This is a genomic window from Streptomyces sp. NPDC033845, assembly GCF_055576225.1.
Genome location: NZ_JBVIRI010000001.1, coordinates 22264 through 33989, shown reverse-complemented (window position 1 = coordinate 33989; position 11726 = coordinate 22264). Strand labels below are relative to the sequence as shown.

General features: G+C 71.6%; 11 protein-coding genes. 5 read left to right on the top strand and 6 right to left on the bottom strand.

Annotated features, from left to right (window positions below):
* Positions 1 to 11: 11 nt before the first annotated feature.
* Positions 12 to 1055, top strand: a complete 1044-nt coding sequence (locus ACZ50K_RS00180) for a zinc-dependent alcohol dehydrogenase family protein (RefSeq protein WP_468895301.1) — start codon at positions 12 to 14, stop codon at positions 1053 to 1055.
* 79 nt (positions 1056 to 1134) lie between these two features.
* Here the strand turns inward: ACZ50K_RS00180 and ACZ50K_RS00175 are convergent, their stop codons facing one another.
* Positions 1135 to 2688 (bottom strand): S8 family peptidase, encoded by a 1554-nt coding sequence (locus ACZ50K_RS00175; protein ID WP_468895298.1) that lies wholly within the window; start codon positions 2686 to 2688, stop codon positions 1135 to 1137.
* Positions 2689 to 2942: 254 nt separating this feature from the next.
* On the opposite strand from ACZ50K_RS00175, the gene ACZ50K_RS00170 reads away from it, so the two are divergent.
* From ACZ50K_RS00170 to moaA, 3 genes are all read left to right on the top strand, one after another.
* The gene (locus tag ACZ50K_RS00170; protein ID WP_468895295.1) at positions 2943 to 3308 is read left to right on the top strand and encodes a DUF485 domain-containing protein; all 366 of its coding nucleotides are present in this window, start codon (positions 2943 to 2945) and stop codon (positions 3306 to 3308) included.
* Positions 3305 to 4942, top strand: a complete 1638-nt coding sequence (locus tag ACZ50K_RS00165; RefSeq protein ID WP_468895292.1) for a solute symporter family protein — start codon at positions 3305 to 3307, stop codon at positions 4940 to 4942. Before ACZ50K_RS00170 ends, ACZ50K_RS00165 begins: the two co-directional genes overlap by 4 nt.
* Before the next feature lie 177 nt (positions 4943 to 5119).
* Positions 5120 to 6109, top strand: a complete 990-nt coding sequence (gene moaA, locus ACZ50K_RS00160; RefSeq protein WP_468895289.1) for a GTP 3',8-cyclase MoaA — start codon at positions 5120 to 5122, stop codon at positions 6107 to 6109.
* A 55-nt stretch (positions 6110 to 6164) separates the two neighbouring features.
* Here the strand turns inward: moaA and ACZ50K_RS00155 are convergent, their stop codons facing one another.
* Together ACZ50K_RS00155 and ACZ50K_RS00150 are read right to left on the bottom strand one after the other, a co-directional pair.
* Positions 6165 to 6431 carry a hypothetical protein gene (locus tag ACZ50K_RS00155; protein ID WP_468895286.1) on the bottom strand — a complete coding sequence of 89 codons (267 nt, stop codon included), beginning with the start codon at positions 6429 to 6431 and terminating at the stop codon, positions 6165 to 6167.
* Between the two features lie 130 nt (positions 6432 to 6561).
* The gene (locus ACZ50K_RS00150) at positions 6562 to 6894 is read right to left on the bottom strand and encodes a DUF3099 domain-containing protein (protein ID WP_468895283.1); all 333 of its coding nucleotides are present in this window, start codon (positions 6892 to 6894) and stop codon (positions 6562 to 6564) included.
* A 158-nt stretch (positions 6895 to 7052) separates the two neighbouring features.
* Here ACZ50K_RS00150 and ACZ50K_RS00145 point away from each other — a divergent pair, with 158 nt between their 5' ends.
* Positions 7053 to 7328: a GlsB/YeaQ/YmgE family stress response membrane protein gene (locus tag ACZ50K_RS00145; protein ID WP_468895281.1), complete on the top strand. Its 276-nt coding sequence runs from the start codon at positions 7053 to 7055 to the stop codon at positions 7326 to 7328.
* Between the two features lie 91 nt (positions 7329 to 7419).
* Here the strand turns inward: ACZ50K_RS00145 and tyrS are convergent, their stop codons facing one another.
* From tyrS to ACZ50K_RS00130, 3 genes are all read right to left on the bottom strand, one after another.
* Complete coding sequence (gene tyrS / locus ACZ50K_RS00140; protein WP_468895278.1) at positions 7420 to 8688, bottom strand: tyrosine--tRNA ligase; 1269 nt, start codon at positions 8686 to 8688, stop codon at positions 7420 to 7422.
* Between the two features lie 68 nt (positions 8689 to 8756).
* Complete coding sequence (locus tag ACZ50K_RS00135) at positions 8757 to 10151, bottom strand: metallopeptidase TldD-related protein (protein ID WP_468895275.1); 1395 nt, start codon at positions 10149 to 10151, stop codon at positions 8757 to 8759.
* Complete coding sequence (locus tag ACZ50K_RS00130; RefSeq protein WP_468897121.1) at positions 10151 to 11713, bottom strand: TldD/PmbA family protein; 1563 nt, start codon at positions 11711 to 11713, stop codon at positions 10151 to 10153. Before ACZ50K_RS00130 ends, ACZ50K_RS00135 begins: the two co-directional genes overlap by 1 nt.
* Between the last annotated feature and the right edge of the window lie 13 nt (positions 11714 to 11726).

Sequence of the window (11726 nt, the reverse complement as noted above, 5' to 3'; positions counted from 1 at the left end):
ACTGCACCACCATGCGCGCCACCGTCATCCACGCCCCGCACGACATCCGCGTGGAGGAGGTGCCCGACGCTGCGATCCAGCACCCCGAGGACGCCGTCGTCCGCGTGCTGCGCGCCTGCATCTGCGGCAGCGACCTCTGGGCCTACCGGGGCGAGGCCGAACGGCAGCCCGGCCAGCGGATCGGCCACGAGTTCCTCGGCATCGTCGAGGAGACCGGCTCCGCCGTCTCCGGGCTGCGCGCCGGGGACCTGGTCGTCGCCCCCTTCATGTGGTCGGACGGCACCTGCGACTACTGCTCCGAGGGCCTGTACACCTCCTGCGTGCACGGCGGTTTCTGGGGTTCGGTCGGCCACGACGGCGGCCAGGGCGAGGCCGTCCGCGTCCCGCACGCCGACGGCACCCTGGTGAAGCTGCCCGCCGAGGCGGTCTCCGACGACCACCTGCTGACCGGGCTGCTGGCGCTCTCCGACGTCATGGGCACCGGCCACCACGCGGCCCTCGGCGCCGGGGTCCGCGCGGGCTCCACGGTGGCCGTGGTCGGCGACGGCGCGGTCGGGCTCTGCGGGGTGCTGGCCGCCAGGCGGCTCGGGGCCGAGCGGATCATCGCCCTGGGCCGGCACTCCGCCCGTACCGACATCGCCAGGCTGTTCGGCGCCACCGACGTGGTCGCCGAGCGCGGGGAGGCCGCCGAGGCGGCCGTCCGCGAGCTCACCGGCGGGCAGGGCGCGCACTCCGTCATCGAGGCGGTCGGCACCGAGATGTCCATGCGGACCGCGGTGAACATCACCCGGGACGGCGGGGCCATCGGCTACGTGGGCGTGCCGCACGGCAGCGGCACCGGCCTCGACCTCGGGGTCATGTTCGACCGCAACATCACCCTGCGCGGCGGGGTGGCCCCGGTCCGCGCCTACATCCCGGAGCTCCTCGCCGACGTGCTGAGCGGGGCGATCGACCCGGCGCCGGTGTTCGACCGGACGGTTTCCCTGGAAGAGGTGCCGGACGGCTACCGGGCCATGGACGACCGCAGCGCCCTGAAGGTGCTCATCGCCCCGTGAGCCCCACCTGAGCCTCCGGTGAACGCGGTGCGGGGCCGGACGAGGAAGCCCCCCTCGTCCGGCCCCGCACGCATGAGCGCTAGCGCTTGACGGCCTTCAGCGCGTCGACCACGCCCGCGCCGTAGTAGCCGGTCCGGCCCCACTTGCTCGCGCAGGTGGTGGCGTCGATCAGCTGGCCCTTGCCGTCCGGGCCGGGGGCCGCGGCGTAGATCTTCTCCGGGCACACGGTCGGGGTGGCCTGGGCCTTCAGCATCCGCTGGAGCTCCGCCGGGCTCGCCCACGGGTGGGCGCTCTTGAGCAGCGCCGCGACGCCCGCCACGTGCGGGGCGGCCATTGAGGTGCCCTGCTTGTAGCCGTAGCCGCCGGGGACGGTGGACAGCACCCGGCCGTTGGCGTCCGGGGTGGCCGGCACCTGCCACTTGTCGCCGCCGGGGGCGGCCACGTCCACGACCCCGAGGCCGTAGCTGGAGTAGTAGGAGCGCAGGCCCTCGGTGCCGGTCGCCGAGACGGTGACCACACCCGGGAGCTGGGTGGGCAGGTCCAGGCAGACGCTCGGGTCGATGGTCCGCGGGACCGGGGTGCCGTCGTCCGGGCTGGTCTCGTCGAGGATCGAGTCCCCGGCCAGGTCGTGGTTGGAGTTGCCGGCCGAGGCCACGGACAGGGTGCCCTTGCGCTCGGCGTACTTGGTGGCCCGGGCGATGGCCTCCACCAGGGCCTTCTGGTCCTCGTCGGTCTTGCAGTTGTAGAGCCAGGGGTCGACGTAGTAGCTGTTGTTCGTCACCTCGATCCCCTTCTCGGCGGCGAACATGAACCCGCAGACCACGGCCTCGGTGAAGAACAGGCCGTTGCCGGGCTCGGCCACCTTGATGCCGGCGACCTTGACCCCCGGCGCGACCCCGCTGATGCCGATGCCGTTGCGGGCGGCCGCGATGGTGCCCGCCACATGGGTGCCGTGGTCGCTGCCGTCGGCGTACGGACGCCAGGCGCCCTCGGAGGTGTCCGCGACCCCGCCGACGCAGTTGGCGGACTGGGCGGCCGAGAAGTTCGGGGCGAGATCCGGGTGCGTGTCGTCCACACCCGTGTCGATGACGCCCACCGTGACGCTCCGGCTGCCATCGTTGATCTTGTGAGCCTTGTCGGCCTTGATCGTCCGCAGGTCCCACTGGTTGGGCTCCAGCGGCTCCTCGCCCGTCTTCGCGGCCGCGGCCGCCTTGGCGGCGTCCGCCGCGCTCAGCTTCTGGGTGGCGCCCTCGTCGGTGGTCTGCACCGGCGTCAGCGGGGTCGTCCGGGTGGCGCCCACCGACACGAACAGCTGCCGCTGGCCGCGCAGCTCCTGGGCGAACCCCGGGTTCTGGGAGTGCGCGACGACGACACCGATCCGCTCATAGGCGATCACCACCGTGCCGCCGGCCCGGGCGATCGCCTTCCTGGCCTGCTTGACCGAGCCGTAGGCGGTCAGGTTCGCCACGTACGACAGCTTCGGTCCGTCGGCCGGGGCGGCGCTGACGCCGCCGGCCACGGCGGCCGGGGCGGCCGAGGCCGTCACCGCGGGGAGCAGTGCGAGCGAGGCCGTCAGGGCCAGACCGACCGGTACGGCCAGGACGCGCCGGCGGCCGGATCCCAGATGAGCCATGGGTTCTCCACATCATCCGTAAAAAGCCGTCCGGACGCGGGTCGCGTCGGACGGGTTCATGACAGCAGAACCTAGTGCTCGTGTTCCCTTCTGCGCCATCAGTTCGAGAAATCAGACACCGAAGAATCCACGGGCGTTGAACCGTCGCGCCGCGAAATCCGTGCCGTTGACAGGGGGGATCAGCGCCACCAGCCCCTCCGGAGGTTGCTTTGTCCTTCGTCCCCACCGCACCCGCGCCACAAGGAGAGCCCCCCGTGACCACCGACGCAGCACCGCCGCCGGGCGGTCCGCAGACCGAACCGGCCCAGCCCTCCACGGAGGAGTTCCTCGCCGTCCAGGCGAGCCCCGAGTTCGGTGAACTGCGCAGCGCCTACCGCTCGTTCGCCTTCCCGCTGACCGTGGCCTTCATCGCCTGGTACCTGCTCTACGTGCTGCTGTCCAACTACGCGGGCGGCTTCATGGGGACCACCCTCTTCGGCAACGTCAACGTCGCCCTGGTGCTCGGCCTCGCCCAGTTCGCCACCACCTTCCTGATCGCCTGGTGGTACTCCCGGCATGCCGCGGCCCAGCTCGACCCCCGCTCCGAGGCCATCAAGTCCCGTATGGAGGCCGGAGAATGAGCACCCAGCACTTCGCCGGGATCCAGCTGGCGGCCACCGGGGCCTCCGAGCACCGCCCGCTGATCATCACCCTGTTCGGACTGTTCGTCCTCGCCACCCTGGGCATCACCGTCTGGGCCGGACGGCAGACCAAGGGCGCCGCCGACTTCTACGCCGGCGGCCGCCAGTTCACCGGCTTCCAGAACGGCCTGGCCATCTCCGGCGACTACATGTCCGCCGCGTCCTTCCTCGGCATCGCCGGAGCCATCGCCCTCTTCGGCTACGACGGCTTCCTCTACTCCATCGGCTTCCTGGTCGCCTGGCTGGTCGCCCTGCTGCTGGTCGCCGAACCGCTGCGCAACTCCGGCCGCTACACCATGGGCGACGTCCTGGCCTACCGGATGCGCCAGCGCCCGGTCCGGACCGCCGCCGGCACCTCCACCATCGTGGTCTCGATCTTCTACCTGCTCGCCCAGATGGCCGGCGCCGGAGTCCTGGTCTCCCTGCTGCTCGGCATCACCAGCGACGGCGGCAAGCTCGCGATCGTCGCCCTGGTCGGCGTCCTGATGATCGTCTACGTCTCCATCGGCGGGATGAAGGGCACCACCTGGGTCCAGATGGTCAAGGCGGTGCTGCTCATCGCGGGCGCCCTGCTGATCACCTTCATGGTGCTGTGGAAGTTCAACTTCAACATCTCCTCGCTGCTCGGCCAGGCCGCCGAGAACAGCGGCAAGGGCACCGCCTTCCTGGAGCCCGGCCAGAAGTACGGCGCCACCGGCACCTCCAAGCTGGACTTCATCTCCCTCGGCCTCGCCCTGGTCCTGGGCACCGCCGGGCTCCCGCACATCCTGATCCGCTTCTACACGGTTCCCACCGCCAAGGCCGCCCGCAAGTCGGTGAACTGGGCCATCGGCATCATCGGCGCCTTCTACCTGATGACCATCGCCCTCGGCTTCGGCGCCGCGGCCCTGCTGAACCGGGCCGACATCATCGCCTCCAACCCGGCCGGGAACACAGCCGCCCCGCTGCTCGCCCAGGAGGTCGGCGGCGGCGCCGGCTCCACCGGCGGCGCCATCCTGCTCGCGGTGATCTCCGCGGTGGCCTTCGCCACCATCCTCGCCGTGGTGGCCGGCCTCACCCTGGCCTCCTCCTCGTCCTTCGCGCACGACATCTACGTCAACGTGATCCGCAAGGGGAAGACCACCGACGCCGAGGAGGTCCGGGCCGCCCGCTGGTCCACCGTGGTCATCGGCGCGGTCGCCATCGGCCTCGGCGCCCTGGCCCGCGACATCAACGTGGCCGGACTGGTCGCCCTGGCCTTCGCCGTCGCCGCCTCCGCCAACCTGCCGACCATCCTCTACAGCCTCTTCTGGAAGCGGTTCACCACCCGCGGCGCCCTCTGGTCCATCTACGGCGGACTGATCTCCTCGGTGGTGCTGGTGCTGTTCTCCCCGGTGGTCTCCGGCAACCCCAAGACCTCGATGTTCAAGGGCATGGACTTCCACTGGTTCCCGCTGGAGAACCCCGGGATCATCTCCATCCCGCTGGGCTTCCTGCTGGGCTGGCTGGGAACCGTCCTGTCCAAGGAGAAGGCCGACACCGGCAAGTACGCGGAGCTGGAGGTCCGCTCCCTCACCGGAACCGGCGCTCACTGACATCCTCCGAACACCCAGCGTGGCCGCGTCGTACTTCCGTACGACGCGGCCACGCCGTGTCTCGTTCCTTCGGGGACATCTGTCCGACACAGCCGTCACGTAGGCTCGAATACAACGCACGCTTTCCACCCAAGGCGTCGCGCGTCTCTACGAACCGGACAGGGGAGGGGGCCCACAGTGCTTCTCGACACCTATGGCCGCGTGGCCACTGACCTGCGCGTCTCGCTCACCGACCGGTGCAACCTGCGCTGTACGTACTGCATGCCCGAGGAAGGGCTGCAGTGGCTGGCCAAGCCCGATCTGCTGACCGACGACGAGATCGTCCGGCTGATCCGGATCGCGGTCACCGAGCTCGGCGTCACCGAGGTCCGCTTCACCGGCGGCGAGCCGCTGCTCCGCCCCGGACTGGTCGGGATCGTCGAGCGCTGCGCCGCCCTGGAGCCGCGCCCCAAGATGTCCCTCACCACCAACGGCATCGGGCTCAAGCGCACCGCCGCCGCCCTGAAGGCCGCCGGCCTGGACCGGGTCAACGTCTCCCTGGACACCCTGCGCCCCGAGGTCTTCAAGACCCTCACCCGCCGGGACCGCCACAAGGACGTGGTCGAGGGCATGGCCGCGGCCCAGGAGGCCGGCCTCACCCCGGTGAAGATCAACGCCGTGCTGATGCCCGGACTCAACGACGACGAGGCCCCCGACCTGCTCGCCTGGGCGGTGGAGCGCGGGTACGAGCTCCGCTTCATCGAGCAGATGCCGCTGGACGCCCAGCACGGCTGGAAGCGGGACGGGATGATCACCGCCGGGGACATCCTGGAGTCCCTGCGGACCCGCTTCGAGCTGACCGAGGAGGGCCAGGAGGCCCGCGGAGCCGCTCCCGCCGAGCGCTGGCTGGTGGACGGCGGCCCGGCCACCGTCGGGGTCATCGCCTCGGTCACCCGCCCGTTCTGCCGGGCCTGCGACCGGACCCGGCTCACCGCCGACGGCCAGGTCCGCACCTGTCTGTTCGCCACCGAGGAGTCCGACCTGCGGGCCGCCCTCCGCTCGGGCGCCCCGGACGAGGAGGTCGCCCGGCTCTGGAAGGTCGCGATGTGGGGGAAGAAGGCCGGATCCGGTCTGGACGACCCGTCGTTCCTCCAGCCCGACCGCCCGATGTCCGCCATCGGAGGCTGACCACCCGCCCCGGACCGCTACCGGGTAGAACCGTCCCGATCCGCCCGAACCCGCCTCAACGGCGGGTTTCCGGTGTTCCGGGGTCTTCCGGCTCCACCCAGTCCGCCAGCGCCACCACGTCCTTGAGGAACCCGCGCACGCCCAGGAACTGGGAGAGGTGCTCCCGGTGGTCCGGGCAGGCCACCCAGGTCTTGCGCCGCTCCGGGGTGTGCAGCTTGGGATTGTTCCAGGCCAGCACCCATGCGGCGGGCTCGCGGCAGCCCTTGGCGGAGCAGACGGGGGCCGGTTCGGACGCGGGGTGCGCGGTGTCAGGGGAGTTCACGCCTCAACCCTAAAGGGCGACGCCGAGCAGCCACGGGGGGAGCTGCCCGGCGTCGGTCCGTCGCTCCGACGGGGGATGCGGAGCGCGTAGGCAGTATGTCACGCAGGACCCGGTGCGGTGCACCGGAACTTCATGATTGATCTGAGCTTTTATTGAGGTTCAGGGTCCCCGCTTCCAGCGCCGGACGCACCGGTGGCGGGATGAACTGCGACGGCAGCGCGGGGGTGTTCTCCCGCCCCGCGTTGGCGATCACCACGGCCACGTACGGGAGGAGCGCGCCGGCGATCAGCGTCACCACCGCCACGTGCCGTTCCACGTCCCACAGGACCACGGTGAGGATCACCGACACGGTCCTGACCGCCATCGAGATCACATAGCGGCGCTGCCGCCCCCGCACGTCTTCGTCGAGCCCCATCCGGGCCCCGGTGATCCGGAAGACCTGGGCTCCGTTCCGCTTCTTCACGGTCCTCACCGTACTCCCGGCCCCCGCGGCCGGGGAGAGGGGGTGTGCTCCGAATGCCGACCCCATGGCGACCCCGGGTGCACCCGCTCGAAATGCGCCTTTCGCCGGAGTGATCGACACTGGGCGCACATGCGCACCACGCGCCATGAGGAGGCGACATGAGTTGGTTGTGGGCGATCATCGTCGGTTTCGTGCTGGGCCTCATCGCCCGCGCCATCCTGCCCGGCAAGCAGCACCAGCCGCTCTGGCTGACCACGCTCTTCGGCATCGTCGGCGCCATCGTCGGCAACGCCGTCGCGGGCTGGATCGGGGTGGCCGACACCCGGGGCGTCGACTGGATCCGGCACCTGCTGCAACTGGTCGGAGCGGTCGTGATCGTCGGCCTCGGCGACATGGTCTACATGGCCCTGCGCGGCAACCGCCAGCGGACCTGACCCCCGGCGGGCCCCGGCAGGCCGAAGGGGCCGGCGCGGACCTCCCGGTCCGCACCGGCCCCTTCGCCGTGCCGTACTGCCCCGCGCCCGGTCAGGCGCCGGTGACCTCCACCGCGGCCAGGTTCTTCTTGCCGCGCCGCAGCACCAGCCAGCGCCCGTGCAGCAGGTCCGCCGCGACGGGCACCGCGTCCTCGGCGGTGACCTTCACGTTGTTCACGTAGGCCCCGCCCTCCTTCACGGTGCGCCGGGCCGCCGACTTGCTGGCGACCAGCCCGGTCTCCGCGAGCAGGTCCACCACCAGGCCCGGCTCGGCCACCTTCGCGTGCGGCAGCTCGGACAGGGCCGCGGCCAGCGTGGCCTCGTCCAGTTCCGTCAGGTCGCCCTGGCCGAACAGCGCCTTCGAGGCGGCGATCACGGCCGCGGCCTGTGCCGGGCCGTGCACCAGGGCGGTCAGTTCCTCCGCCAGCGCCCGCTGCGCGGCACGCGCCTGCGGCCGCTCGGCGGTCTGCGCCTCCAGCTCCTCCAGCTCCGCCATGGACCTGAAGGACAGGATCCGCATGTAGGTGGAGATATCGCGGTCGTCCACGTTCAGCCAGAACTGGTAGAACGCGTACGGGGTGGTCATCTCCGGGTCCAGCCAGACGGCCCCGCCCTCGGTCTTGCCGAACTTGGTGCCGTCCGCCTTGACCATCAGCGGGGTGGCCATCGCGTGCACGTGCGCGCCCGGCTCCACCCGGTGGATCAGGTCGAGACCGGCCGTCAGGTTGCCCCACTGGTCGGACCCGCCCTGCTGCAGGACGCAGCCGTGCCGGCGGTACAGCTCCAGGAAGTCCATGCCCTGGAGCAGCTGGTAGCTGAACTCGGTGTAGCTGATGCCCTGGTCGGACTCCAGCCGCTTGGCCACCGAGTCCTTGGTCAGCATCTTGTTGACCCGGAAGTGCTTGCCGATGTCCCGGAGGAACTCGATGGCGGACATGCCCGCCGTCCAGTCCAGGTTGTTCACCAGGGTCGCGGCGTGCTCCCCCTCGAAGGACAGGAACGGCTCGATCTGGGCCCGCAGCCGGTTCACCCACTCTGCGATCACGGCCGGGTCGTTCAGGGTGCGCTCGGCGGTCGGCCGGGGGTCCCCGATCTGGCCGGTGGCCCCGCCGACCAGCGCCAGCGGCCGGTTCCCGGCCTGCTGGAGCCGGCGCATGGTCAGCACCTGCACCAGGTGTCCGACGTGCAGGCTGGCCGCTGTGGGGTCGAATCCGCAATAGAAGGTGACCGGACCGTCCGCGAAGGCCTTGCGCAGCGCTTCTTCGTCGGTGGACTGGGCGAACAGCCCGCGCCACTTCAGTTCGTCGACGATGTCCGTCACGGTCGTGACTCTCCTTGGAGGATGCAGTAGATGGGATGCGGATGAGGGGGTCCGCACATTCTAGGTGGTCAGACGCCCTGGCTGACCGAACTCATGTTGAAGTCCGGGATCCGCAGGGCCGGCATCGCGGCCCGGGTGAACCAGTCGCTCCACTCGCGCGGCAGGGTCTGCTCGGTCCGCCCGGCCTCGGTGGCCCGGGACAGCAGGTCCACCGGGGACTCGTTGAACCGGAAGTTGTTCACCGCGCCGACCACCTCGCCCTTCTCCACCAGGTACACCCCGTCCCGGGTGAGACCGGTGAGCAGCAGGGTCGCCGGGTCCACCTCGCGGATGTACCAGAGGCAGGTGAGCAGCAGTCCCCGCTCGGTCCCGGCGATCATCTCGTCCAGGGTCTTCTCGCCGCCCGCGTCCAGGATCAGGTTCCCGAAGCCGGGGGAGAGCGGCTGGCCCGTGAGGGCGGCGCTGTGCCGGGTGGTGGTCAGCCGGGCCAGCTCCCCGTCGCGGATCCAGTCGGTGGCCGGGACCGGCAGCCCGTTGTCGAAGACCGAGGCGTCGTCCCCGGAGCTGTGCGCGATCACGAACGGGGCCGACTCCAGGCCCGGCGCCGCCGGGTCGCTGCGCAGGTTCAGCGGGAGCCCGGACAGCTTCTCGCCCAGCCGGGTGCCGCCGCCCGGCTTGGAGAACACCGTCCGGCCCTCCACCGCGTCCCGGGCGGCCGCCGACCACATCTGGTAGATCAGCAGGTCGGCCACCGCGGTCGGCGGCAGCAGGGTCTCGTACCGTCCGGCGGGCAGTTCGATCCGCCGCTCGGCCCAGCCGAGGCGGACCGCCAGCTCGGCGTCCATGGCCCGCGGGTCCACATCGGCGAAGTCGCGGGTGGAGCGGCCGGCCCAGGCGGAGCGCTGCATGTCCGGGGACTTGGCGTTGAGCTCCAGGGTGCCGTTGGGCTGGTCGTGCCGCAGCCGCAGCCCGGTGGAGGTGCCGATGTAGCTGGACACCAGCTCGTGGTTGGCGAAGCCGTACAGCTCCCGGCCGCCGGCCCGGGCGGCCGCGAAGGCCTCGCCCAGCGCCGGGGCGAACGCGGCGAACACCGCCGAGGAGGTCTCGGCGGGAGCCTCGGTGAACCCGGGGGAGACCGGGGTCCCGGTCACCAGCGGCTGGGCGTCCTCGGCCGGGCCGGCCCCGCGGGCGGCCGCCTCGGCGGCCCGCACCAGCGGCTCCAGGTCCTCGGCGGTCACGGCGGCCCGGGAGACCACCCCGGAGGCGGTGCCCTCCTTGCCGTCCACGGTCGCGATGACGGTGAGGGTGCGGCCGCGGGTGACCCCGTTGGTGGTGAGCGCGTTGCCGGCCCAGCGGAGGTTGGCGCTGGACTCCTCGTCGGCGATGACCACGCAGCCATCGGCCGTGGACAGCTCCAGGGCCCGTTCGACGATCTCGTGCGGCTTGCTGCGAAGAGTCGACATCAGCGACCGGCCTCCTGCGTGGTGTTCAAGATGTTGACGCCGCGGAACAGCGCGGACGGGCAGCCGTGCGAGACCGCCGCGACCTGGCCCGGCTGGGCCTTGCCGCAGTTGAAGGCACCGCCCAGGACATAGGTCTGCGGGCCGCCCACGGCCTCCATCGACCCCCAGAAGTCGGTGGTGGTGGCCTGGTACGCGACATCGCGCAGCTGGCCGGCCAGCCGGCCGTTCTCGATGCGGTAGAACCGCTGCCCGGTGAACTGGAAGTTGTAGCGCTGCATGTCGATGGACCAGGAGCGGTCCCCGACCACGTAGATCCCGCGCTCCACCCCGCCGATCAGGTCCTCGGTGGACAGCCCGCCCGGGTCCGGGGCCAGCGAGACGTTCGCCATCCGCTGCACCGGCACATGGCCGGGGGAGTCCGCGTACGCGCAGCCGTTGGAGCGGCCCAGCCCCGTCAGCTTCGCGATCCGCCGGTCCGTCTGGTAGCCGACCAGGGTGCCGTCCTTGACCAGGTCCCAGCTCTGCGCCTGCACGCCCTCGTCGTCGTAGCCGATGGTGGCCAGACCGTGCTCGGCGGTCCGGTCGCCGGTCACGTTCATGACCGAGGAGCCGTAGCGCAGCTTGCCCAGCTGGTCGAAGGTGGCGAACGAGGTGCCCGCGTACGCCGCCTCGTAGCCCAGCGCCCGGTCCAGCTCGGTGGCGTGGCCGATGGACTCGTGGATGGTGAGCCACAGGTTGGAGGGGTCCACGACCAGGTCGTAGCGGCCGGCCTCGACGGCCGGCGCCCGCATCTTCTCGGCCAGCAGCCCGGGGATCCGCTCCAGCTCGCCGTCCCAGTCCCAGCCGGTGCCGGTCAGGTACTCCCAGCCGCGGCCGGCCGGCGGGGCGATCGTCCGCATCGAGTCGAACTCGCCGGTCTGGCCGTCCACGGCCACCGCGGTGAGCTGCGGGTGCACCCGCACCCGCTGCTGGGTGGTGACGGTGCCCGCCGTGTCGGCGTAGAACTTGTTCTCGTGCACCGCGAGCAGCGAGGCGTCCACATGGGCCACCCCGTCTGCCCGCAGCAGCCGGGAGCTCCAGTCGGCGAGCAGGGCCGCCTTCTCGGCGTCCGGCACCTGGAACGGGTCCAGCTCGTACGCCGAGATCCAGGTGCGGTCGGCGTGCACCGGCTCGGCGGCCAGCTCCACCCGCTCGTCGGAACCCGCCGCCTTGATCACCTGGGCGGACAGCTTCGCCATGGCCACCGCCTGGGAGGCCACCTTGGCGGCCCCGTCCATGGTGAGGTCCACACCGGAGGCGAACCCCCAGCTGCCCCCGTGCACCACCCGGACCGCATAGCCGAGGTCGGTGGTGTCGGAGCCGCCCGAGGGCCGGGCGTCCCGCAGGCGCCAGGAGGCGCTGCGGATCCGCTCCAGCCGGAAGTCGGCGTGCTCGGCGCCGAGCGCGCGGGCCCGGGCGAGCGCCGCGTCGGCGAGCGCCCGCAGCGGCAGCGCGGTGAAGGCCGCGTCGATGGAATGGGGCACGGAAGTCCTCCCGTGGTCGTGACCGGTCGCTCCGATCATGTCGCGCCCGGAG

What these genes read in the sequence shown, in the direction of transcription:
- ACZ50K_RS00180 (WP_468895301.1), top strand. Translation starts at nt 12, where the DNA reads ATGCGCGCCACCGTCATCCACGCCCCGCACGACATCCGCGTGGAGGAG.
- ACZ50K_RS00175 (WP_468895298.1), bottom strand. Translation starts at nt 2,688, where the DNA reads ATGGCTCATCTGGGATCCGGCCGCCGGCGCGTCCTGGCCGTACCGGTC.
- ACZ50K_RS00165 (WP_468895292.1), top strand. Translation starts at nt 3,305, where the DNA reads ATGAGCACCCAGCACTTCGCCGGGATCCAGCTGGCGGCCACCGGGGCC.
- ACZ50K_RS00145 (WP_468895281.1), top strand. Translation starts at nt 7,053, where the DNA reads ATGAGTTGGTTGTGGGCGATCATCGTCGGTTTCGTGCTGGGCCTCATC.
- ACZ50K_RS00135 (WP_468895275.1), bottom strand. Translation starts at nt 10,151, where the DNA reads ATGTCGACTCTTCGCAGCAAGCCGCACGAGATCGTCGAACGGGCCCTG.
- ACZ50K_RS00130 (WP_468897121.1), bottom strand. Translation starts at nt 11,713, where the DNA reads ATGATCGGAGCGACCGGTCACGACCACGGGAGGACTTCCGTGCCCCAT.